Source organism: Enterobacter cloacae subsp. cloacae ATCC 13047, assembly GCF_000025565.1.
In the GTDB taxonomy this organism is placed as follows: Bacteria; Pseudomonadota; Gammaproteobacteria; order Enterobacterales; family Enterobacteriaceae; genus Enterobacter; species Enterobacter cloacae.
This window is the reverse complement of record NC_014121.1, coordinates 2784532-2807460: the sequence shown is the minus strand read 5'-3', so window position 1 is coordinate 2807460 and position 22929 is coordinate 2784532. Positions and strand designations below refer to the sequence as shown.

Sequence of the window (22929 nt, the reverse complement as noted above, 5' to 3'; positions counted from 1 at the left end):
CACATTTTCCTATTTTAATTCGATAAGCACAGGATAAGCATGCTCGATCCCAATCTGCTGCGTAATGAGCCAGACGCAGTCGCTGAAAAACTGGCACGCCGGGGCTTTAAGCTGGATGTAGATAAGCTGCGCGCTCTTGAAGAGCGTCGTAAAGTTCTGCAGGTACAAACTGAAAATCTGCAGGCAGAGCGTAACTCTCGATCGAAGTCCATCGGCCAGGCGAAAGCGCGCGGGGAAGACATTGAGCCATTACGCCTGGAAGTGAACAAACTGGGTGAAGAGCTGGACCAGGCGAAAGCTGAACTGGACGTTCTTCAGGCCGAAATCCGTGATATCGCCCTGGCTATCCCGAACATTCCTGACGACAGCGTTCCTGTCGGTAAAGACGAAAACGACAACGTTGAAGTGAAACGCTGGGGTACGCCTCGTGAGTTCGACTTCGAGGTTCGCGATCACGTTACTCTGGGCGAAATGCACGCGGGCCTGGACTTTGCGGCAGCCGTGAAGCTGACCGGTTCTCGCTTCGTGGTGATGAAAGGTCAGATTGCTCATCTGCACCGTGCGCTGGCACAGTTCATGCTGGATCTGCACACTGAGCAGCACGGTTACAGCGAAACCTACGTTCCGTATCTGGTTAACCACGATACTCTGTACGGTACCGGACAACTGCCGAAATTTGCCGGCGATCTATTCCATACCCGTCCGCTGGACGAGGAAGCCGACAGCAGCAACTACGCGCTGATCCCAACCGCGGAAGTGCCGCTGACCAACCTCGTGCGTGATGAGATCATCGACGAAGACGACCTGCCAATCAAACTGACGGCGCACTCTCCGTGCTTCCGCTCTGAAGCGGGTTCTTACGGCCGTGACACGCGTGGTCTGATCCGTATGCACCAGTTCGATAAAGTTGAGATGGTACAGATCGTTCGTCCGGAAGAGTCCATGGACGCGCTGGAAGAGATGACCGGCCACGCGGAGAAAGTGCTGGAGCTGCTCGGTCTGCCGTACCGTCGTATGGCGCTGTGCACCGGTGATATGGGCTTTGGCGCCTGCAAAACCTTCGATCTGGAAGTGTGGGTACCCGCGCAGAACACCTACCGTGAAATCTCCTCCTGCTCTAACGTCTGGGATTTCCAGGCGCGTCGTATGCAGGCACGCTGCCGCAGCAAGTCCGACAAGAAAACCCGTCTGGTGCATACCCTGAACGGCTCTGGTCTGGCTGTTGGCCGTACGCTGGTTGCCGTGCTGGAAAACTATCAGCAGGCAGACGGACGTATTGAGATCCCTGAAGTACTGCGCCCATACATGAAAGGCCAGCAGTACATCGGCTAATTCTTTGCCTTACAACAAAAAAGCGCCTTTTGGCGCTTTTTTTATACCCTCGGTTTGATACGACGCAATACCCCCTCCCTCTAAAGTAGTAATACTCCTGCGAATGAAAGCCAGCATAAAACACGCATAACGCATTAGCTCGTTATATATAAAACTATATCGCGGTTAATTCCGCCCCTTATTCTTTGTGAGCAACCAAAGTGAGTCTTTATGAAAATCAAAGCGCCTGAAGCGTTAATGGCTGCCGAGGTCACTCGCCGTGGGTTGATGAAAACCACGGCAATTGGCGGTCTCGCCGTTGCCAGCAGTGCCTTCACTCTCCCTTTTACCCGACTGGCGTCGGCGGCGGATGCGTTGTCCCCGGCTACGGCCCCGGAAAACGTGGTGTGGAGCGCCTGTACCGTAAACTGTGGTAGCCGTTGTCCATTACGTATGCATGTGGTGGATGGCGAGATCAAATACGTCGAAACCGACAATACCGGTGACGATAACTACGACGGCTTGCATCAGGTTCGCGCCTGTCTGCGTGGCCGCTCAATGCGCCGCCGGGTTTATAACCCGGACCGTCTGAAGTACCCGATGAAACGCGTCGGTAAGCGCGGGGAAGGGAAGTTCGAGCGCATCAGCTGGGATGAAGCTTACGATATCATCGCCAGCAATATGCAGCGTCTGATAAAAGAGTACGGTAACGAATCCATCTACCTGAACTACGGCACCGGAACGCTCGGGGGAACGCTGACCCGCTCCTGGCCACCGGGCAAAACGCTGGTGGCGCGCTTGATGAACTGCTGCGGCGGTTATCTCAATCACTACGGTGACTACTCTTCTGCACAGATTGCTGCCGGCCTGAACTACACCTACGGTGGCTGGGCAGACGGTAACAGCCCGTCCGATATCGAAAACAGTAAACTGGTGGTGCTTTTCGGTAACAACCCTGGTGAAACGCGGATGAGCGGCGGTGGGGTAACCTATTACCTTGAACAGGCTCGCGCCAAATCTAACGCCCGGATGATCATCATTGATCCGCGTTATACCGATACGGGGGCAGGCCGGGAAGATGAGTGGATCCCTATTCGCCCGGGTACCGATGCGGCGCTGGTCAGCGCGCTGGCGTGGGTCATGATCACCGAGGACCTTGTCGATCAGCCATTCCTCGATAAATACTGCGTCGGCTATGACGAGAAAACCCTGCCCGCCAGTGCGCCTGCCAACGGGCATTACAAGGCGTATATTCTGGGCCAGGGCAGTGACGGCGTGGCGAAGACCCCGGAGTGGGCATCAAAAATCACCGGGATACCGGCGGAACGTATTGTCCAGCTGGCGCGTGAAATCGGTTCAGCGAAACCGGCCTATATCAGCCAGGGCTGGGGGCCACAGCGTCACGCGAATGGCGAAATCGCCACTCGTGCTATTTCGATGCTGTCCATTCTGACCGGTAACGTGGGTATTAATGGTGGGAATAGTGGCGCGCGCGAAGGTTCCTATTCGCTGCCGTTTGAACGGATGCCAACCCTGGAAAACCCGGTTCAGACAAGTATCTCCATGTTTATGTGGACCGACGCCATTGAGCGCGGGCCGGAGATGACCGCCCTGCGCGATGGCGTACGGGGCAAAGACAAGCTGGATGTGCCGATCAAGATGATCTGGAACTATGCCGGTAACTGCCTTATTAACCAGCACTCGGAGATCAACCGCACCCACGAAATCCTGCAGGATGACAAGAAGTGCGAGATGATTGTGGTGATCGACTGCCACATGACCTCATCGGCGAAATATGCGGATATTCTGCTGCCGGATTGCACCGCCTCGGAGCAGATGGATTTCGCGCTGGATGCCTCCTGCGGCAACATGTCCTACGTGATCTTCACCGACCAGGCCATCAAACCGCGTTTCGAGTGCAAAACCATCTATGAGATGACCTCTGAGCTGGCGAAACGTCTTGGCGTCGAACAACAGTTCACAGAAGGCCGCACTCAGGAAGAGTGGATGCGTCATTTGCATGAACTTTCCCGTAAAGCGATCCCTGACCTGCCGGATTTCGATACCTTCCGCAAGCAGGGCATCTATAAACAGCGCGATCCGCAAGGGCACCACGTGGCGTACAAAGCCTTCCGCGACGATCCGCAGGCGAATCCGCTGACCACGCCATCGGGCAAAATCGAGATTTACTCCGAAGAGCTGGCAAACATTGCCGCAACCTGGGAATTGCCGGAAGGGGATGTTATCGATCCCCTGCCGATCTACACGCCCGGGTTTGAAAACTATAACGATCCGCTGACCGCAAAATTCCCGCTGCAACTGACCGGATTCCACTACAAAGCGCGCGTTCACTCCACCTACGGCAACGTTGATGTGCTGAAAGCCGCCTGCCGCCAGGAGATGTGGATTAACCCGATGGATGCGAAAGCGCGAGGCATCAGCAATGGCGATCGCGTGCGTATCTTTAACGGTCGCGGCGAGGTGCATATTGAAGCCAAAGTGACGCCGCGCATGATGCCTGGCGTTGTCGCGCTGGGGGAAGGCGCGTGGTACAGCCCGGATGCAAACCGCATCGACCAGGCTGGCAGTATTAACGTACTGACCACGCAGCGCCCGTCGCCGCTGGCGAAAGGCAACCCGTCCCACACAAACCTTGTTCAGGTTGAGAAGGTGTAAGGAGTAACCGATGACAACCCAGTATGGATTTTTTATTGACTCCAGCCGTTGCACCGGGTGCAAAACCTGCGAGCTGGCCTGCAAGGATTACAAAGACCTGACCCCGGACGTCAGCTTCCGCCGGATCTACGAATACGCGGGCGGCGACTGGCAGGAGGATAACGGCGTCTGGCATCAGAACGTCTTTGCCTATTACCTGTCGATTGCCTGTAACCATTGTGAAGACCCGGCCTGCACCAAAGTGTGCCCGAGCGGGGCAATGCACAAGCGTGACGACGGGTTTGTGGTGGTGGATGAGGATGTCTGCATCGGCTGCCGCTACTGCCATATGGCCTGCCCGTACGGTGCGCCGCAGTACAACGCCGCCAAAGGCCACATGACCAAGTGCGACGGCTGCCACGACCGCGTCGCAGAGGGCAAAAAGCCGATTTGCGTGGAGTCCTGTCCGCTGCGCGCGCTGGACTTCGGCCCGATTGACGAGCTGCGTAAAAAACACGGTCAGCTTGCGGCCGTCGCGCCACTGCCGTCCGCGCACTTCACCAAGCCGAGCATTGTGATTAAACCTAACGCCAACAGCCGCCCGACGGGAGATACCACCGGCTATCTGGCAAACCCGAAGGAGGTGTGAGATGGGAAGTGGATGGCATGAATGGCCGCTGATGATCTTCACGGTCTTTGGGCAGTGCGTGGCGGGTGGTTTTATTGTGCTCGCGCTGGCGTTACTGAAAGGCGATTTGAAAGCTGAACAGCAGCAGCGCGTGGTGCTGAGTATGTTTGGTCTGTGGGTATTGATGGGGATCGGTTTTATTGCCTCTACGCTGCACCTCGGCTCGCCAATGCGCGCGTTCAACTCTCTCAATCGCGTGGGGGCATCCTCACTGAGTAACGAAATTGCCAGCGGGGCGATCTTCTTTGCCGTCGGTGGGCTGGGGTGGCTGCTGGCAGCCCTGAAAAAGCTTCCTGCGGGGCTGCGCAACGTGTGGCTGATCGTGACAATGGTGCTGGGCGTGGTCTTCGTGTGGATGATGGTGCGGGTTTATAACACCATCGATACCGTTCCCACCTGGTATAGCGTCTGGACGCCAATGAGTTTCTTCCTGACGATGTTTATCGGTGGGCCGCTGCTGGGCTACCTGCTGCTGCGCGTGGCGGGTGTGGACGGTTGGGCGATGCGTCTGCTTCCCGCCGTTTCGCTGTTGGCGCTGGTGGTGAGCACGATGGTTGCGCTGATGCAGGGCGCTGAGCTGGCAACCATTCACAGCTCCATTCAGCAGGCCTCAGCCCTGGTGCCAGATTACGGTTCTCTGATGGCCTGGCGTGTGGTGTTGCTGGCTGTTGCGCTGGTGTGCTGGATTGCCCCTCAGCTTAAAGGTTATCAGCCCGCACTGCCGTTACTGTCAGTGGCCTTTGTGCTGGTGCTGGCAGGGGAGTTGATCGGTCGCGGTGTGTTTTACGGCCTGCATATGACGGTAGGCATGGCTATCGCCAGCTGATTTGATTTTTCGTTATAAAAAGCCGGGACATAGCGCCCGGCTTTTCTTTTTTCCATCATGAAATTTTTCGACTGATGTTTGGTATTAAAAATCCCCTGAAATAAATAAAAACAACCAGATAATTAATATCAGTAGCAGACTTTGCATTAGCAGGATGAGTTTTTTAAATCGACATGGCACATATCGTGCGTGACGCCTGAATCGGTGGATTGACTTTGTTTTTGCCAGTGGCATGATGCGCACGAAATCTGAACTTCCTCACGGTTTTTAATCCATGACCATCTATACCCGGCCAGTGCTCCTGTTGCTCTGTGGCCTGCTTTTGTTGACCCTGGCGATCGCAGTGTTGAATACGCTCGTCCCGCTATGGCTTGCCCATGAAAACTTACCAACCTGGCAGGTGGGTATGGTCAGCTCGTCCTTTTTCACGGGGAACCTGCTGGGCACGCTGATGACAGGGAGCCTGATTAAACGCGTTGGCTTTAACCGCAGCTATTATCTGGCCTCGCTGATTTTCGCTGCCGGCTGTGCCGGGCTGGGCCTGATGGTCGGCTTCTGGAGCTGGATGATCTGGCGCTTTATCGCTGGCGTAGGCTGCGCGATGATTTGGGTCGTGGTGGAAAGTGCGCTGATGTGCAGCGGTACCTCGCGCAACCGGGGACGTCTGCTGGCAGCGTATATGATGGTCTATTACGTCGGAACCGTGCTTGGGCAATTAATGGTCAGCAAACTGCCGACCGACCTGATGAGCGTTCTGCCGTGGGTAACGGGCATGGTCCTGGCGGCGATCCTGCCGCTGCTCTTTACACGCATTGTGAATCAGAACAGTGAGCATCAGGAAGCGACCCACGTCTGGCCGATGCTGAGATTGCGACAGGCGCGTCTGGGCGTGAACGGCTGCATCATCTCCGGGATTGTTCTGGGGTCGCTTTATGGCCTGATGCCGCTCTATCTGAACCATCAGGGCGTCAGTGATTCCGGGATCGGCTTCTGGATGGCGGTAATGGTCAGCGCGGGCATCGTCGGACAGTGGCCGATTGGCCGTCTGGCAGACCGTTTTGGGCGTCTGCTGGTATTGCGCGTTCAGGTCTTCGTGGTGATCATGGGTTGCCTTGCCATGCTCAGCAATGCCGCGATGGCGCCAGCGCTGTTTATTCTGGGGGCGGCAGGCTTCACACTTTATCCGGTCGCGATGGCCTGGGCTTGTGAAAAAGTTGAACATCACCAGCTGGTGGCGATGAACCAGGCGCTGTTATTAAGCTATACCATTGGCAGTTTGCTGGGGCCGACATTCACCGCGATGCTGATGCAGAATTATTCCGACAATTTGCTGTTTATCATGATTGCCAGCGTGTCGTTTATTTATCTCTTAATGCTACTGCGCAAAGCGGGCGAACATCCCACGCCAGTGGCGCATGCCTGATGAATTAAAAGCCAGTCATTGACTGGCTTTTTTGTCCCCATCACATATAAGAATTTTACGCATTGTTTGTTTATCGCGCCAGGCGATAATTCAGGTGAGTTCTAACACTAAAAGGCAGCAATCATGGCTACACGTCGTTTAACCACTACCGCACTGGCAGTAGTGTTGTCTTTAACGTTTGCTACATCACCGGTCATGGCTAACCCTGGAAACGGGAATGGCGGTGGTGGTCACGGTAACAGTGGCGGACAAGGTAATGGCGGTAATCACGGCAACGGGAATTCCGGCAATCATGGCAACGGAATGTCCGATACTCATGGCAATAAAAAAAGTGGTCTGGACAACCCGGGTAAATCGAATAAAAGCGTCAGCGATGATGTCGCAGCTCGCGTGAGCTTCGATCATGCTCGCCATCTGGCAGTGAACTATGGATTAACGGGGTATGAATCGCTGCCTCCGGGCATCGCTAAAAACCTCGCGCGCGGCAAACCACTGCCTCCAGGTATTGCGAAGAAAACCGTGCCAGCCTCCATGCTGGGCCAGCTCCCTAACTATCCTGGCTATGAATGGCGCGTGGTCGGTGACGATCTGGTCCTGGTTGCGCTGAGTACTGCGATTGTGACTTCCATTATTAATGGTGTCTTTAAATAAAATACAAAAAGGCCCGGTTCTCACCGGGCCTCTTCTTTAATACATGACCTTGTGTCCGTATTGTTCCAGAATACCTTTCACGCGCTCCATCGTCTCTTTCTTCGGCGGCTTAACACCATCAAGCTTATATTCTTCACCCATCGCCACCCATTTATGTTTACCCAGCTCATGGTAGGGCAGAAGCTCAATTTTCTCGACGTTGCCCATATCGCGGGTAAATTCGCCCAGGCGATGTGCGGAATCATCATCATCAGACCAGCCAGGAACGACGACATAGCGGATCCAGGTTTTGATGCCCTTGGCTGAAATATATTTGGCGAACTCCAGCGTACGGTGGTTGGATACGCCAACCAGGTTCTGGTGGATCTCATCATTCATCTGTTTGAGATCGAGCATGACCAGGTCGGTGACGTCAAGCAATTCATCGATGACCGGATCGTAGCGGCGCACAAACCCGTTCGTGTCGAGACAGGTGTGTATGCCTTCTTTGTGGCAGGCGCGGAACCAGTCGCGCACAAATTCCGCCTGAAGAATGGCTTCACCACCGGATGCGGTGACGCCCCCGCCGGACGCGTTCATAAAGTGGCGGTAAGTCACCACCTCTTTCATCAGATCTTCAACGGTCACTTCTTTGCCGCCGTGCGTATCCCATGTGTCACGGTTATGGCAGTACAGGCAGCGCATCAGGCAGCCCTGGAAAAAGGTGATAAAACGGATGCCCGGGCCATCAACAGTGCCACAGGATTCAAAGGAGTGAATGCGACCAATAATTGACATTGCGGTGATATCTCCGAATTTGGCCCATCCCGGGGCCTGTGTTGATGCACAGCTCAAAGGCTATGTCGAGTCTGTTTTGGCTGTTATCCATTCAGTATAGATAGCGGCCAAAAGAGACTGGGGTGGGGAAGAAAAAGGCCCCACTGACGTGGAGCCTTTATTGTACGCTTTTTAACGCGTGATTTCAGTCAATTCCAGTTACATGGACTGAGTGAAAGTACGGGTGATAACGTCCTGCTGCTGTTCTTTAGTCAGGGAGTTAAAGCGTACTGCGTAGCCAGATACACGGATGGTCAGCTGAGGATATTTCTCAGGGTGTTCCATCGCGTCGAGCAGCATTTCACGGTTCATGACGTTCACGTTCAGGTGTTGACCACCTTCGATGGACGCTTCGTGGTGGAAGTAACCATCCATCAGACCCGCGAGGTTAGTTTTACGCACTTCGTCGTCTTTACCCAGCGCGTTTGGCACGATAGAGAAGGTGTAAGAGATACCATCTTTCGCGTAAGCAAACGGCAGTTTTGCAACGGAAGTCAGAGAGGCAACCGCACCTTTCTGGTCACGACCATGCATTGGGTTAGCACCTGGGCCAAATGGCGCGCCAGCACGACGACCATCTGGGGTGTTACCGGTTTTCTTACCATACACAACGTTAGAGGTGATGGTCAGAACAGACTGAGTCGGGATAGCGTTACGGTAAGTGGTCAGTTTCTGAATTTTCTTCATGAAACGTTCAACCAGGTCAACCGCCATGTCATCAACGCGAGCGTCGTTGTTACCAAACTGCGGATATTCGCCTTCGATTTCGAAGTCGATAGCCAGACCGTCTTCGTCACGAATTGGTTTAACTTTCGCATATTTGATAGCAGACAGGGAGTCAGCAGCAACGGACAGACCTGCGATACCACACGCCATGGTACGGATAACGTCACGGTCATGCAGCGCCATCAGAGAGGCTTCGTAGCTGTACTTGTCGTGCATGTAGTGGATAACGTTCAGTGCAGTAACGTACTGTTTCGCCAGCCAGTCCATGAAGTGATCCATGCGATCCATGACTTCGTCATAGTTCAGCACATCGCCTTTGATTGGTTCAGACTTAGGACCAACCTGCATTTTCAGTTTTTCATCAACGCCGCCGTTGATAGCGTACAGCATGGTTTTCGCCAGGTTTGCACGCGCACCGAAGAACTGCATTTGTTTACCAACAACCATTGGGCTTACGCAGCATGCGATAGCGTAGTCGTCGTTGTTGAAGTCCGGACGCATCAGGTCATCGTTCTCATACTGCAGAGAAGAGGTGTCGATGGACACTTTAGCGGCGAATTTCTTGAAGTTCAGAGGCAGTTTTTCAGACCACAGAACGGTGATGTTTGGCTCCGGAGAAGGACCCATGGTGTACAGGGTGTTCAGGAAGCGGAAGCTGTTTTTGGTGACCAGAGTACGGCCATCTACGCCCATACCACCGATAGATTCGGTTGCCCAGATTGGGTCACCAGAGAACAGTTCATCATACTCAGGGGTACGCAGGAAGCGAACCATACGCAGTTTCATGACCAGGTGGTCAATCATTTCCTGAGCGTCTTGCTCGGTGATTTTACCTGCTTTCAGGTCACGTTCGATGTACGCATCCAGGAAGGTGGATACGCGACCGAAGGACATTGCTGCACCGTTCTGAGACTTAACTGCGGCCAGGTAGCCGAAGTAGGTCCACTGGATAGCTTCCTGAGCGTTAGTTGCAGGACCAGAGATATCGCAGCCATATTTAGCAGCCATCTCTTTGATCTGACCCAGCGCACGGTGCTGTTCAGCGATCTCTTCACGCAGACGGATGGTGGCTTCCAGGTTTACGCCGTTTTCCAGATCGGACTGCAGGGAAACGAACTGCGCGTATTTGTCTTTCATCAGGAAGTCGATACCGTACAGCGCAACGCGACGGTAGTCACCGATGATACGGCCACGGCCGTAGGCATCTGGCAGACCAGTCAGAACACCGGATTTACGGCAGTTCAGAATGTCTTTGGTGTAAACATCGAATACACCCTGGTTGTGGGTTTTACGGTATTCGGTGAAGATTTTTTTCAGCATTGGGTCCAGCTCGCGGTTGTACGCTTTGCAGGAACCTTCAACCATTTTGATACCACCGAACGGGATGATCGCACGTTTCAGTGGTGCTTCAGTCTGCAGACCAACGATTTTCTCAAGGGCTTTGTTGATGTAACCAGCATCGTGAGAAGTGATGGTGGAAGCAACGGAGGTGTCAAAATCAACTGGCGCGTGAGTGCGGTTTTCCAGTTTTACGCCTTCCATTACGCTGTCCCACAGCTTGGTGGTCGCTTCAGTTGCGCCAGCCAGGAAGGATTCGTCACCTTCATACGGGGTATAGTTTTTCTGAATGAAGTCACGTACGTTTACTTCATTCTGCCAGTCACCTTTTGCAAAACCTTCCCAGGCTGTGGCTAACTTTTCATTAAGCTCGGACATGTAACACCTACCTTCTTAAGTGGATTTTTTATTTACTGCCTGAGATAACCATCAATGATGATCGTCGCCACGCAGGTAAATGACCCAGTATGTCAACCCAACTAACAGACCCCCACCGATAATGTTCCCGATAGTGACAGGGATCAGGTTATCAGTAATGAAATTCATAATAGTCAGGTGAGAGAAACTTTCCGGGGTTGAACCAACTGCAGTCCAGAACTCCGGGCTCGCAAAGTTGCGGATTACAATACCCATTGGGATCATAAACATGTTCGCGATACTGTGCTCGAAGCCGCTGGCAACAAACATCGCAACCGGCAGAACCATAATCATGGCTTTGTCCATCAGGCTACGGCCGGAGTAACTCATCCATACCGCCAGACAGACCATCAGGTTCGCGAGGATGCCAAGTGCAACCGCTTCGATAAATGTGTGGTGCATTTTGTGGTCTGCGGTCTGCAGGACGTTCAGTCCCCAGCCACCGTTGGCGGTCATATACTCGCCAGAGAGCCACATCAACAAAACAAAGAGCAGACAGCCAATCAGGTTACCAACATAGACGTTAAGCCAGTTGCGCGCCAGTTGACCCCAGGTAATTCTTCCGCTGGCTTTTGCTACGACAATCAGCACCGTTGAGGTGAAGAGGTCGGCGCCGCAGATAACGCACAGAATCAGACCCAGTGAGAAGCAAATGCCGCCAATCAGTTTGGCCATGCCGTAAGGCATCGCGGCAGTACCGGTGGTGGCAGTGATGTAGAAGACGAACGCGATAGAGATGAACACACCGGCCGTGATCGCCAGATAGAACGTCTTCATCGGGTGTTTCGTTGCTTTATAGACACCTGCTTCTTCGGCCACTTTGGCCATCGCAGCAGGGAGTAAAAGATCAAAAGGGTTGTCAGCTTTCACACTAACTCTCTCTTTATTAAGTCGGCGACGAGATACTAACAAAGCATTATAGAAGAGAAATTGATATAGATCATATCTCGCCTGGCTTATAGGCCCGCAGTGTGTATGGTTTTACGACAAATGCGGTGTAAGTTTTTGATTATCCGTATAAAAATAAATTTTAAAAGTTATGAAAAGAGTTGAATTTTTTCGGTCGGCCACCTCTGAAACAGTTAATTAATATGGAGTATTTGCCATAAAAAGTAACAGTAAAGCCCAGGTAAATATTATTATATTTACCCATATTTAACTTTATTATTACATTCAACGTTCATTGCCGAAAAAAATAAAAAACGGGGCAATGAAATTGCCCCGTAATATAGCCCAGACGATTAAATACGCCTACTGCTGATAATGTTATATGCGCTTATTTTGACCAATAAGCGGCTTTTGCTTTCTGCAGTTTTTCATAGGCCTTCAACAGCGACTGATGCGCAGGGAAGGCTTTCAGATCGCTGTCTACCGCCTGCAGTCCGTAGAATGGCGCTTCGCCGCTCAGGGCCGCGCTGGCGGCTTCTACCGCCTCTGCACCGTACATGCGCACGAAAGCGTTCAGGTACTGCAGTGGCTCACGATCCTCTTCCTGCGCAAGAAGCAGGAGGGTTTGCAGGCAGCGGTAGTAGTTGGTGCGCTCGGCAGAGAACACTGACTGGTTGAATTCCATGGTCCACTCGGTCCAGGCCAGGGCCTGATCCAGATCGCCGCCAGCCAGCGCCAGCATCGCTTTCAGCTCGCCGATGCGCAGGGTATACCAGCCGTTGTCTTTACCGGTAGCCAGACCCAGCAGTTCACGTACGCGCGTGAAGTCATCATGGCCTTCGTCGTCCAGCTGGGCGATCAGGTTCAGATAATCCTCTTTTTCCCACTCGCTGCCCGGCAGGGCCAGCAGCGTTTCACGCAGGTGCGCACCCATGCTGTTGTTTGCCAGCCACAGATCTTCAGCCGGATAGATATCGGACATGCCCGGCACCAGAATACGGCAGGCGTAAACACCCAGGTGTTCGTAGTCAGCAATGTAGACTTCTTTATCTTCCGCGTTGAAGATGGCCATCAGGGTAGCGAACTCTTCTTCGGTCGTACCGGCAAAGCTCCAGTCGACGAATGGATAGTCTGCGTCCTGCTTGAACATATCCCAGGAGATCAAACCGCTGGAGTCGATGAAGTGGGTTTCGAGGTTGGTATGCTCGGCCACTTCTTCGTCGTCAAAGGTTGGTGGAGTAAATACATCGAGATCTTTCAGGCTACGGCCCTGCAGCAGCTCGGTGACGGTACGCTCCAGCGCCACGCCGAAGTCAGGATGCGCGCCGAAGGAGGCGAAGCAGGTGCCGTTCGTCGGGTTAAACAGCACAACGCAGATAACCGGGTATTTACCGCCCAGCGAGCCATCATACGCAAAGATAGGGAAGCCTTCTGCCTCCAGCTTAGCAATGGATTCCACCACGCCCGGATAGCGCGCCAGCACGTCGGCCGGAATTTCAGGCAGACTGATGGATTCAGCAATGATGCGGTTTTTAATGTGGCGCTCAAACACTTCTGACAGCCCCTGCACACGCGCTTCATTGCGGGTATTACCGGCGGACATGCCGTTAGAGACATACAGGTTACCGACAATGTTCATCGGGATGTACACGGTCTGTTCATCAGACTGACGGGTGAACGGCAGGGCGCAGATACCACGCTCTTCATTACCCGACTGCAGATCGATCAGCATGCTGGCGGTCAGTTCATTTTCCGGATCGTAGAACGCACGCAGACGCGCATCCAGAATGCCTTCCGGCAATTCATCGTCTTCGGTCAGCGGGAACCATTTTTCATTGGGATAGTGAACGAACGGGCCGTTAGCGATGGTTTCACCCAGCCAGAAATCGGCGAAGAAGTAGTTGGTCGACAGACGTTCAAAATACTCACCCAGCGCAGAAGCCAGCGCCGCTTTTTTCGTCGCGCCTTTACCGTTGGTAAAGCACAGTGCACAGTCTTTATCGCGAATATGCACGGACCAGACGTGAGGCACTGGATTAAGCCAGGAGGCTTCTTCGATATTAAAGCCCAGGTCGGTCAGTTTCTGCTGGAAGCGAGCGATGGAATCTTCCAGGGCGGCGTCTTTGCCGGGGATAAACGTTTGAGTCATGGCGTTCACTTTTATCGTACGTAAAGCGCGCAATGATACGGGTTTTGCGTGACGGGTGCTATCTCCGGCGAAAATAAAAGACTGGGCTATGCTTACTGTCAGTAACTGACTGTTAAGGCATAAAAAAATGAAAGCATTCGATCTGCAAAGGATGGCGTTTGATAAAGTCCCACCCGAATTTTTAGGCGAAGTGGCGCTGCGTAGTCTGTATACCTTCGTCCTGGTCTTCCTGTTTCTTAAAATCACCGGTCGGCGTGGCGTACGGCAGATGTCGCTGTTTGAGGTGCTGATCATTCTGACGCTGGGTTCAGCGGCGGGGGATGTCGCTTTTTACGATGATGTGCCAATGGTGCCGGTGTTTATTGTCTTCGTCACGCTGGCGCTGCTTTACCGGCTGGTCATGTGGCTGATGTCGAAAAGCGAAAAGCTGGAAGACATGCTTGAAGGGAAACCCGTCGTTATCGTTGAGAACGGACAGCTGGCCTGGGAAAATGTCCAAAGCGCCAATATGACCGAATTTGAGTTCTTTATGGAGCTGCGGCTGAACAGCGTGGAGCAGCTTGGGCAAGTGCGTCTGGCGATAATGGAAACGAATGGGCAAATCAGCGTGTATTACTATCCTGACGACGAGGTTAAGCCAGGGCTCTGTATTCTGCCGGATATGTTGATCGAGCGGTTTAAAACGGTACCGGAATCCGGCGAATATGCCTGTGTAAGATGTAGCCATGTCGTTGCCATGCACGTGGGCGATCATCAATTATGTCCCCGCTGTACAAATCCGGAATGGTCGAAGGTTAGCCGGGCCAAACGCCTTGTCTGACAGCCATTTTGTCGGTTTTGTGACAGCGAGGCGACAGATTGTATTGTGTGACGAAGGGCACATTTCACCGGTCATAAGTTTTAGACATTGCGGCGCGTGTCACTGAATGATAAAACCGATATCCACAGTTATAACTTATGGCTTTTAGCGTGGTGAGGGGAAATGGCTCAAGTCTTTAATTTCAGTTCAGGTCCGGCAATGTTACCGGCAGACGTGCTTAAACAGGCTCAACAGGAACTTTGTGACTGGAACGGTCTGGGTACGTCGGTGATGGAAATCAGCCACCGAGGTAAAGAGTTTATTCAGGTGGCGGAAGAGGCAGAAAAGGATTTTCGCGATCTGCTGAACATTCCCTCGAACTACAAAGTATTGTTCTGCCATGGTGGTGGGCGCGGCCAGTTTGCTGGCGTACCGCTGAATATTCTGGGTGACAAAACCACGGCAGACTATGTAGACGCTGGCTACTGGGCTGCCAGCGCGGTGAAAGAGGCGCATAAGTATTGCACGCCAAACGTTATCGACGCCAAAGTGACCGTTGATGGCCTGCGTGCCGTTAAGCCAATGAGCGAGTGGCAGCTCTCTGACAACGCCGCGTATCTGCACTACTGCCCGAACGAAACCATTGACGGGATTGCCATCGACGAGACGCCGAACTTCGGTAAAGATGTGGTGGTTGCCGCTGACTTCTCCTCCACCATTCTCTCTGCTCCGATTGACGTCAGCCGCTACGGTGTCATCTATGCGGGTGCGCAGAAAAATATCGGCCCTGCAGGCCTGACTATCGTCATCGTACGTGACGATCTGCTGGGCAAAGCGCATAAATCCTGCCCGTCGATTCTTGATTACACTGTGCTGAACGATAACGACTCCATGTTCAACACCCCACCGACGTTTGCCTGGTATCTCTCCGGCCTGGTCTTTAAATGGCTGAAGCAAAACGGCGGCGTGGCGCAGATGGACAAGATCAATCAGCAGAAAGCTGAACTGCTGTACGGCGTCATTGATAAGAGTGATTTCTATCGTAACGATGTGGCGAAAGCCAACCGTTCCCGCATGAACGTGCCGTTCCAGCTGGCGGACAGCAACCTGGATAAAGTTTTCCTGGAAGAGTCCTTCGCCGCAGGTCTTCATGCGCTGAAAGGTCACCGTGTGGTAGGCGGCATGCGCGCCTCCATCTATAACGCCATGCCGCTGGAAGGCGTTAAAGCCCTGACCGATTTCATGATTGACTTCGAACGTCGCCACGGTTGATTGCGCTGTTTTCACCCCCGTAGCCCTGCTGCGGGGTTTTTATTATGTTGAGTTGAGAGTTAAGTTTCATGGAATCCCTGACGTTACAACCTATCGCGCGGGTAGATGGCACCATCAATCTGCCTGGTTCAAAAAGTGTCTCGAACCGCGCTCTGTTGCTGGCAGCTCTGGCAAACGGCACCACCGTCCTCACGAACCTGCTGGACAGCGATGACGTGCGCCATATGCTCAATGCGCTGAAAGCGTTGGGAGTTCACTACACGCTGTCTGACGACCGTACCCGCTGTGAAGTGACGGGGAATGGCGGTGCGCTACGTTCAGCCGAGGAACTGGAACTGTTTCTGGGTAACGCGGGAACCGCCATGCGCCCACTGGCGGCAGCTCTGTGCCTGGGCAGCAACAATATTGTTCTCACCGGCGAACCGCGCATGAAAGAGCGTCCGATCGGCCATCTGGTGGATGCCCTTCGTCAGGGCGGTGCCCAGATTGACTATCTGGAGCAAGAAAATTACCCACCACTGCGCCTTCGCGGTGGCTTTACCGGCGGCAACGTCGAGGTGGACGGCAGCGTCTCCAGCCAGTTCCTGACGGCACTGCTGATGACTGCACCGCTGGCACCGCAGGATACGGTCATCACCATCAAGGGCGACCTGGTGTCTAAGCCGTACATTGATATCACCCTGCATCTGATGAAAACCTTTGGTGTGGAGGTGGAAAACCAGGCGTATCAGCGCTTCGTGGTTCGCGGTGCGCAGCAGTATCAGTCTCCGGGTAACTATCTGGTTGAAGGTGACGCCTCATCTGCGTCTTACTTCCTGGCGGCAGGTGCTATTAAAGGCGGTACGGTGAAAGTGACCGGTATTGGCCGTAACAGCGTGCAGGGCGATATTCGTTTTGCTGATGTGCTGGAGAAAATGGGTGCGGTGGTGACTTGGGGGGAGGATTTCATCGCCTGTACACGTGGTGAACTCAACGCCATCGATATGGACATGAACCACATTCCTGACGCGGCAATGACCATTGCCACCGCTGCGCTCTTTGCAAAAGGTACCACGACGCTGCGTAACATCTACAACTGGCGCGTGAAAGAAACCGACCGTCTGTTCGCGATGGCTACCGAGTTGCGTAAAGTAGGCGCCGAAGTGGAAGAGGGCGAAGACTACATTCGCGTAACGCCTCCGGCAAAACTGCAGTTCGCGGAAATCGGAACTTACAACGATCACCGTATGGCGATGTGCTTCTCGCTGGTGGCCTTGTCCGATACACCTGTCACAATCCTCGATCCGAAATGTACGGCGAAAACCTTCCCGGACTATTTCGAACAGCTGGCCCGCATCAGTACACTGGCCTGATGACAAGATGCCGCATCACCCGATGCGGCATTTCCTTACGTTTTCTGACGTTTGTTCCCGCACATTTCTTCTACACTCTGCTTCATTAATTCCGTAATTTGCACGCAAAGGTAACAGTTGCGCACGTTGGCGCGTATAATGCGCGGCGTTCATGTTAACGGTATGCCTTTATTAAGGAGAAAAAGATGACGGCAGTTGCCCCGGTAATCACCATTGATGGGCCTAGTGGCGCAGGGAAAGGAACTCTGTGCAAGGCGATGGCGGAAGCATTGCAATGGCATCTTTTAGATTCGGGAGCTATCTATCGCGTGCTGGCGCTGGCAGCGCTGCATCACCATGTGGATGTTGCGTCTGAAGAGGCGCTGGTTCCGCTGGCTGCGCATCTGGATGTGCGTTTTGTCTCGACCGATGGCAACCTCGAAGTGATCCTGGAAGGGGAAGATGTGAGCGGCGAAATTCGTACGCAGGAGGTTGCTAACGCGGCCTCTCAGGTGGCGGCTTTCCCGCGCGTTCGTGAGGCCCTGTTACGCCGTCAGCGTGCTTTCCGTGAAGCACCCGGCCTGATCGCTGACGGGCGAGATATGGGGACGGTGGTATTCCCTGATGCGCCAGTGAAAATTTTCCTTGACGCCTCCTCGGAAGAACGGGCTCAACGCCGCATGCTTCAGTTGCAGGAGAAGGGGTTTAGTGTTAACTTTGATCGCCTTTTATCCGAGATAAAAGAGCGCGATGACCGCGACCGTAACCGCGCCGTCGCCCCACTTGTTCCTGCAGAAGATGCATTAGTTCTGGATTCCACCAGTTTAACTATTGAGCAAGTGATTGAAAAAGCGCTACAATATGCGCGCCAAAAACTGGCACTCGCGTAATTGCGACCGATTTAGCAGTACCCCCGCTGCAATGGATTGACGGCGGGTATGTGAAACAACCCCATCCGGCACGGAGCCAGGTGGACGTTAATATTAACCTGAAGATTAAACATGACTGAATCTTTTGCTCAACTGTTTGAAGAATCCTTAAAAGAAATCGAAACCCGTCCGGGTTCCATCGTTCGCGGTGTTGTTGTTGCTATCGACAAAGACGTAGTACTGGTTGACGCCGGTCTGAAATCTGAGTCCGCCATTCCGGCAGAGCAGTTCAAAAACGCCCAGGGCGAGCTGGAAATCCAGGTAGGTGACGAAGTTGACGTTGCTCTGGACGCAGTAGAAGACGGCTTCGGCGAAACCCTGCTGTCTCGTGAAAAAGCTAAACGTCACGAAGCATGGATCACGCTGGAGAAAGCTTACGAAGAAGCTGAAACTGTGGTCGGTGTTATCAACGGCAAAGTTAAAGGTGGCTTCACTGTTGAGCTGAATGGTATTCGTGCGTTCCTGCCAGGTTCTCTGGTAGACGTTCGTCCAGTCCGTGACACCCTGCACCTCGAAGGCAAAGAGCTTGAGTTCAAAGTAATCAAGCTGGACCAGAAGCGTAACAACGTTGTTGTTTCCCGTCGTGCCGTTATCGAATCCGAAAACAGCGCAGAACGCGATCAGCTGCTGGAAAACCTGCAGGAAGGCATGGAAGTCAAAGGTATCGTTAAGAACCTCACTGACTACGGCGCATTCGTTGACCTGGGCGGCGTTGATGGCCTGCTGCACATCACCGACATGGCGTGGAAACGCGTTAAGCACCCAAGCGAAATCGTGAACGTGGGCGACGAAATCACTGTTAAAGTGCTGAAGTTCGACCGCGAGCGTACTCGTGTATCCCTCGGCCTGAAACAGCTGGGCGAAGATCCATGGGTAGCTATCGCTAAGCGTTACCCAGAAGGTACCAAACTGACTGGCCGCGTGACCAACCTGACTGACTACGGCTGCTTCGTTGAAATCGAAGAAGGCGTTGAAGGTCTGGTACACGTTTCCGAAATGGACTGGACCAACAAAAACATCCACCCATCCAAAGTTGTTAACGTTGGTGACGTAGTGGAAGTTATGGTTCTGGATATCGACGAAGAACGTCGTCGTATCTCCCTGGGCCTGAAGCAGTGCAAAAACAACCCATGGCAGCAGTTCGCGGAAACCCACAACAAGGGCGACCGTGTTGAAGGTAAAATCAAGTCTATCACTGACTTCGGTATCTTCATCGGCCTGGACGGCGGCATCGACGGCCTGGTTCACCTGTCTGACATCTCCTGGAACGTTGCAGGCGAAGAAGCAGTTCGTGAATACAAAAAAGGCGACGAAATCGCAGCAGTTGTTCTGCAGGTTGACGCAGAGCGTGAGCGTATCTCTCTGGGCGTTAAACAGCTCGCAGAAGATCCGTTCAACAACTGGGTTGCACTGAACAAGAAAGGCGCAATCGTAAACGGTAAAGTGACTGCAGTTGACGCTAAAGGCGCAACCGTAGAACTGGCTGACGGCGTTGAAGGTTACCTGCGCGCTTCTGAAGCTTCACGTGACCGCGTTGAAGATGCCACTCTGGTTCTGAACGTTGGCGACGATGTTGAAGCTAAGTTCACCGGTGTTGACCGTAAGAACCGTGCAATCAGCCTGTCTGTTCGTGCGAAAGACGAAGCTGACGAGAAAGATGCAATCGCTACTGTTAACAAACAGGAAGATGCAAACTTCTCTAACAACGCAATGGCTGAAGCTTTCAAAGCAGCTAAAGGCGAGTAATATCAAGTCCTCAGCATCCTTTGAGCGGTAACGCATTTATCGCGCGAAGGATGAGGAGCAAACTTGACAGATTGCAGGATTCGTCCTGTAATCAATAACAAAGGGCGGCTACGGCCGCCCTTGTTTAATGAGCTGTTCAGCTAATTGGTTTGAAAGGAACCGGAGGAATCATGACCAAGTCAGAATTGATTGAAAGACTTGCCAGTCAGCAACCGCATATCCCAGCTAAAGCAGTGGAAGATGCCGTAAAAGAGATGCTGGAGCATATGGCCACCACTCTTGCCCAGGGCGAGCGCATTGAAATCCGCGGTTTCGGTAGTTTTTCTCTGCACTATCGTGCTCCACGTACCGGGCGTAACCCGAAGACTGGTGATAAAGTCGAGCTGGAAGGTAAGTACGTTCCACACTTTAAGCCGGGTAAAGAACTGCGCGATCGCGCCAATATTTACGGCAACTGAGTTTAGCCATCAGGTTAAACTGGGTTCAAAAGAAAGCACCTCCGGGTGCTTTTTTTGTACTTATCGTTTTTATTCTGAAGCCGTGCCGCAATCCCCGTGTCGTTTTCTGCAAACCGACAAAAACAGTGCAGCGCGCGCTGTAACCTGCATTTTATTCAACTGACGCCTCTCTCCCTCTTCTTACATACTGCCGCCCTGAAACAGGGAGGTCGTAATGGGAATTCCCACACTAAGTCTGTGCGCCATTCTGGCGATAGTGCCGCTACTCTGGTTACCTGAACTACCTGCACGGCATACTGTATGGATCATGGTTGCCGGTGGGTTGGTGCTGGGCTTACAGCGAAGCTTCAGTCTGAAGTGTATCGGTATGGGGTTGTTATTTTGCGCGTGGGGCATTCTGGCAGCGCAGGAAAGCGTCTGGCCGATGCAGCATCTAACCACCGGTGCAGTCAAGGCTGAGGTAGAGATCACCGCCACCGATGGCGCAACAGTCCATCAGGGGAAACTCGTTGCACTTAATGGCAAACGCTGGTGGGCATCGACGGGCATAGTGTTGTATGGCAATTACCTGCCGCAAAAGGCCTGCGCGGGTCAGCGCTGGGCCATGACGCTCAGGCTCAGGCCTGTACACGGTGAACTGAACGACGGGGGATATGATCCTCAGCGAAATGCTTTTGCCCGGCATCAAACGTTAAGCGGACGTTTTACACGGGCAGAAATCATTGATGAACGCTGCAGCTTGCGTGCCCGCTATCTGTCATCGCTGCACGACACCCTTTCAGCCTATCGATGGGGAGCGGTGATCCTGGGGCTGGGGATGGGCGAGCGCCTGGATGTGCCCCGGGAAATAAAAACACTGATGCGTGAAACCGGCACGTCGCATCTGATGGCGATCTCGGGTTTGCACATTGCGCTGGCGGCCTCCATCGTCTGGTTGCTTGCCAGGGGTTTACAGTTTTTACTGCCGTGTCAGTGGATCCGCTGGCAGATGCCACTGCTTGCGGGACTGTTTTTTGCGGCCTTCTACGCATGGCTGACGGGTTTGCAGCCGCCAGCATTACGCACGGTCATCGCGCTTGCGGTGCTGGCCGCTCTGCGGATCGGCGCGCGTCAGTGGTCTGCATGGCAGGTCTGGTGTAGCTGTATTGCAGCGATACTCATCGTTGATCCGCTGGCGGTGCTTTCTCAAAGCCTGGCGTTGTCAGCGTTTGCTGTCGCGGCGTTGATTTTCTGGTATCAGTGGCTGCCACTCCCCAGCTGGCGCTGGACTCGCCGGGTGCGACCCCTGGTAAATTTACTCAATCTGCAGGTTGGGATGTTGCTGCTGCTCCTGCCTTTGCAGGTGTTGATGTTCCATGGCTTCAGCGTCTCTTCGCTGGTGGCCAATCTCTTTGCCGTTCCGCTGGTGACCTTTATCTCGGTTCCGCTGATCCTGCTCGGTATGCTACTGCACCTGCTCCCGCTAGTCTCCCTGGAGACTGGCGTATGGTTTGCGGCAAATAAGTCCCTGGCCGGATTGTTCTGGCTGTTGCAGCGTCTGCCTGATGGTTGGCAGGATGTCGATGAGCGCTGGCAGTACCTGGCATTGCTGCCCTGGCTGGCCATTATCGGCTGGCGCTTTCGCTCCTGGAAAAGCATGCCGGCGGTGTGTCTGACAGGAACTGTCGTGCTGGCATCCCCATTCATGCAAACGGAGAAAACCGATAGCTGGACGTTGCATATGCTGGATGTGGGGCAGGGGCTATCAATGGTTATTGAGCGGCAGGGTAAAGCGCTTCTATACGACACCGGTCCCGGCTGGCCTGGGGGAGACAGTGCGCAGCAGTTGATTATTCCGTGGTTACGCTGGCATCACCTGCAACCAGAGGGCGTTATTCTCAGTCACGAGCACCTGGACCATGCAGGTGGTCTGGCATCGCTGCAGGCGGCATGGCCCGGCTTATGGGTACGCAGCCCGCTGGGGTGGGCGCAGCATCTTTCCTGCTTTCGCGGGCAGCAGTGGAAATGGCAGGGGCTAACATTGACCGTTCACTGGCCACCGGCTGGATCCACTGCCCAGGGTAACAATCGCTCCTGCGTGGTTAAAATTGATGACGGTGAGCAGAGTGTTTTGCTGACAGGGGACATTGAAGCGCAAGCGGAACAGGCTATGCTTAGCCATTACTGGCGTTATCTGACGTCAACGGTGATACAGGTGCCACACCATGGCAGTAATACCTCCTCATCGTTGCCGCTGGTACAACGGGTGGGAGGCGAAATCGCGCTGGATTCTGCGGCCCGTTACAATGCGTGGCGATTCCCGTCAGTGAAGGTGGTGAAGCGTTATCGAAAAGAGGGCTATGTCTGGCACGATACCCCACATTCGGGCCAAATATCGGTGACGTTTTCGCAACATGCCTGGCAAATCCGACGGTTGCGGGAGCAATATTTACCGCGTTGGTATCATCAGTGGTTTGGCGCGCCCGTCGATAACGGGTAGAATATGCGGCTATTTCAACAGATGCTG

17 protein-coding genes are annotated in these 22929 nt (G+C 53.5%); 13 read left to right on the top strand and 4 right to left on the bottom strand.

Translation table 11 applies throughout. The annotated features are described in order from the left end of the window. Positions 1-39 precede the first annotated feature (39 nt). From serS to ECL_RS13520, 6 genes are all read left to right on the top strand, one after another. Positions 40-1332: a serine--tRNA ligase gene (gene serS / locus ECL_RS13545; RefSeq protein WP_008499983.1), complete on the top strand. Its 1293-nt coding sequence runs from the start codon at positions 40-42 to the stop codon at positions 1330-1332. A 210-nt stretch (positions 1333-1542) separates the two neighbouring features. Further along, a complete protein-coding gene (dmsA, locus tag ECL_RS13540; protein WP_013097317.1) occupies positions 1543-3987 on the top strand; it encodes a dimethylsulfoxide reductase subunit A in 2445 nt (814 codons plus the stop codon). Positions 3988-3997: 10 nt separating this feature from the next. Then, positions 3998-4615 carry a dimethylsulfoxide reductase iron-sulfur subunit DmsB gene (gene dmsB / locus ECL_RS13535; RefSeq protein WP_013097316.1) on the top strand — a complete coding sequence of 206 codons (618 nt, stop codon included), beginning with the start codon at positions 3998-4000 and terminating at the stop codon, positions 4613-4615. Position 4616: 1 nt separating this feature from the next. Further along, positions 4617-5480 (top strand): dimethyl sulfoxide reductase anchor subunit family protein, encoded by an 864-nt coding sequence (locus ECL_RS13530; protein WP_013097315.1) that lies wholly within the window; start codon positions 4617-4619, stop codon positions 5478-5480. A 274-nt stretch (positions 5481-5754) separates the two neighbouring features. Then, complete coding sequence (locus ECL_RS13525; protein ID WP_013097314.1) at positions 5755-6903, top strand: MFS transporter; 1149 nt, start codon at positions 5755-5757, stop codon at positions 6901-6903. Positions 6904-7026: 123 nt separating this feature from the next. Continuing rightward, positions 7027-7554: an anti-virulence regulator CigR family protein gene (locus tag ECL_RS13520; RefSeq protein WP_013097313.1), complete on the top strand. Its 528-nt coding sequence runs from the start codon at positions 7027-7029 to the stop codon at positions 7552-7554. A gap of 36 nt (positions 7555-7590) precedes the next feature. Here the strand turns inward: ECL_RS13520 and pflA are convergent, their stop codons facing one another. The 4 genes from pflA to ycaO form a co-directional block, all read right to left on the bottom strand. Continuing rightward, a complete protein-coding gene (pflA, locus tag ECL_RS13515) occupies positions 7591-8331 on the bottom strand; it encodes a pyruvate formate lyase 1-activating protein (RefSeq protein WP_013097312.1) in 741 nt (246 codons plus the stop codon). Positions 8332-8529: 198 nt separating this feature from the next. Then, complete coding sequence (pflB, locus tag ECL_RS13510) at positions 8530-10812, bottom strand: formate C-acetyltransferase (RefSeq protein ID WP_013097311.1); 2283 nt, start codon at positions 10810-10812, stop codon at positions 8530-8532. 51 nt (positions 10813-10863) lie between these two features. Beyond that, positions 10864-11721 (bottom strand): formate transporter FocA, encoded by an 858-nt coding sequence (gene focA, locus ECL_RS13505; RefSeq protein ID WP_013097310.1) that lies wholly within the window; start codon positions 11719-11721, stop codon positions 10864-10866. Between the two features lie 406 nt (positions 11722-12127). Further along, on the bottom strand, positions 12128-13888 hold the full coding sequence (gene ycaO / locus ECL_RS13500; protein ID WP_038981416.1) for a 30S ribosomal protein S12 methylthiotransferase accessory factor YcaO: 1761 nt from the start codon (positions 13886-13888) through the stop codon (positions 12128-12130). A 127-nt stretch (positions 13889-14015) separates the two neighbouring features. Between ycaO and ECL_RS13495 the strand changes: the two genes are divergently transcribed. From ECL_RS13495 to ECL_RS13465, 7 genes are all read left to right on the top strand, one after another. Continuing rightward, complete coding sequence (locus ECL_RS13495; RefSeq protein WP_013097308.1) at positions 14016-14708, top strand: DUF421 domain-containing protein; 693 nt, start codon at positions 14016-14018, stop codon at positions 14706-14708. A gap of 162 nt (positions 14709-14870) precedes the next feature. Then, entirely contained in the window at positions 14871-15959 is a 1089-nt protein-coding gene (serC, locus tag ECL_RS13490) for a 3-phosphoserine/phosphohydroxythreonine transaminase (protein ID WP_028028021.1), read from the top strand. 68 nt (positions 15960-16027) lie between these two features. Then, the gene (gene aroA, locus ECL_RS13485; protein WP_013097306.1) at positions 16028-17311 is read left to right on the top strand and encodes a 3-phosphoshikimate 1-carboxyvinyltransferase; all 1284 of its coding nucleotides are present in this window, start codon (positions 16028-16030) and stop codon (positions 17309-17311) included. A 185-nt stretch (positions 17312-17496) separates the two neighbouring features. Beyond that, positions 17497-18180, top strand: a complete 684-nt coding sequence (cmk, locus tag ECL_RS13480; protein ID WP_013097305.1) for a (d)CMP kinase — start codon at positions 17497-17499, stop codon at positions 18178-18180. 111 nt (positions 18181-18291) lie between these two features. Then, positions 18292-19965, top strand: coding sequence for a 30S ribosomal protein S1 (gene rpsA, locus ECL_RS13475; protein WP_008499966.1), 1674 nt, complete (start codon positions 18292-18294; stop codon positions 19963-19965). A 170-nt stretch (positions 19966-20135) separates the two neighbouring features. Next, positions 20136-20423 (top strand): integration host factor subunit beta, encoded by a 288-nt coding sequence (gene ihfB / locus ECL_RS13470; RefSeq protein WP_003858233.1) that lies wholly within the window; start codon positions 20136-20138, stop codon positions 20421-20423. 214 nt (positions 20424-20637) lie between these two features. After that, positions 20638-22902 carry a ComEC family protein gene (locus tag ECL_RS13465; protein ID WP_044158715.1) on the top strand — a complete coding sequence of 755 codons (2265 nt, stop codon included), beginning with the start codon at positions 20638-20640 and terminating at the stop codon, positions 22900-22902. The last annotated feature ends 27 nt before the right edge of the window (positions 22903-22929 follow it).